The sequence below is a fragment of the Salipiger sp. HF18 genome, from assembly GCF_011806505.1.
Taxonomy (GTDB): Bacteria; Pseudomonadota; Alphaproteobacteria; order Rhodobacterales; family Rhodobacteraceae; genus Salipiger; species Salipiger thiooxidans.
Window position 1 is genome coordinate 1 of the sequence record NZ_JAATOS010000711.1, and the last position, 1,576, is coordinate 1,576.

Here is a 1,576-nt window from a genome sequence, read left to right on the forward strand (position 1 = left end):
CTGAATTCGTCCATCAGCACCTCGCGCGCCGCGGGATCGCGGGTCAGCGTCCGCAGCACGTCGAGGCAGATGACATTGCCCGAGCCCTCCCAGATGCCGTTGAGCGGCGCCTCTCGGTAGAGCATTGGCAGCGGCCCGTCTTCGACGTACCCCGCGCCGCCGAGGATCTCCATCGCCTCGCAGACCACCACCGGGCAGAGCTTGTTGGAGAGGTACTTCGCCAGCGCCACGCCGATGCGGGCGAAGGCGCGGTCGGCCTCGCCCGTGCCGTCGAAGGCCCCCGCCACTCGCAGCCCGAGCGCGAGACTGCCCTCGAGATCCAGCGCGAGGTCGTCCAGCACCGTGCGCATCAGCGGCTGGTCGATCAGCCTGCGCTGAAAGGCCGAGCGGTGGCTCACCCAGTGATGCGCCTCGGCCAGCGCCGCGCGCATCAGCCCCGCCGGCGCCATCGCCGTGTCGAGCCGGGTGTGGTGGATCATCTCGATGATCGTGCGTACGCCCTCGCCCGGTGCCCCGAGCGGCCATGCCAGCGCGCGCTCGTACTCGATCTCGGACGAGCCGTTGGAGCGGTTGCCGAGCTTGTCCTTCAGCCGCGCGATGCGGATGCCGTTGCGGCCGCCCTCGAGCCAGCGCGGCACGAGGAAGCAGCTCAACCCCTCCTGCCCCTGCGCCAGCGTGAGGAACCCGTCCGACATTGGCGCCGAACAGAACCACTTGTGGCCGGTAAGCCGCCAGACGTCGCCGTCGGGTTCGGCGATGGTGGCGTTGCTGCGCACGTCCGACCCGCCCTGCTTCTCGGTCAGCGCCATGCCGAGCGTCGCGCCGGCTTTCTGCGACAGCTCGCGCACCGAGGGGTCGTAGTGCCGCGACATCAATGCCTTGCGCCAGCGCTGCGCGACTGCGCCATGCCGGTCCGAAAGCGCCGCGATCCCGGCGTAGGTCATGGTCAGCGGGCAGCAATGGCCGGGCTCCACCTGGCTTGCCAGATAGACCATCGCCGCGTGGGCGAGGTGCCCACCGCCCTGCCCTTCCCACGGCAGCGCGTGGTAGCCGGCCGAGACCGAGAGCTCCATGAAAAGGTGATAGGCCGGGTGGAAGCGCAGCTCGTCGAGCCTCCGCCCGCCCCGGTCGTAGCCCTGCAGCTCGGGGGGGGGGAGTTTGGCGTCGCGGGAAGACCACCGCATCTGAGAGGGAACGAGCGCCAGCCCGTAGGGGGAAAGCTCGGCGCTGCGCGCAGCATCCAGCCCGGCAAGAGCGTCCTGCAACGGCCGGTCGCCGCCCACGAGATCCAGATCGCCGCGGCCGGGCGGCTGGTTCTCGACCCGGTGGGTGCCCAGCTCGGCCTCTCCCTCGATCGCTGCCATGGCGCGTCCTCCCTCGTGCCGGGAGAAGTGTAGCAGCGCGGGCCGCCACGGGGCAAACGCGCCGGGGTCCACGCCGCCCGCGATCACACGGGGACGTTTCTTTGCGCGACGGGCACGCGATGCTATAGTGGTGCCGCTACGGACTGTTCCCTGGGGGAGGAGATCATGCAGACCGAACTGGAAACGCGGCGGCGCGTCCTGCACGTGACCTA

The 1,576-nt window shown here is 70.4% G+C and carries 1 protein-coding gene; it reads right to left on the reverse strand.

Going from position 1 to position 1,576, the window contains the following annotated elements:
- Positions 1-1,364: acyl-CoA dehydrogenase family protein (locus HC022_RS26175; protein ID WP_167454328.1), on the reverse strand; the 1,364-nt coding region annotated here is incomplete at its 3' end.
- Positions 1,365-1,576: the final 212 nt, after the last annotated feature.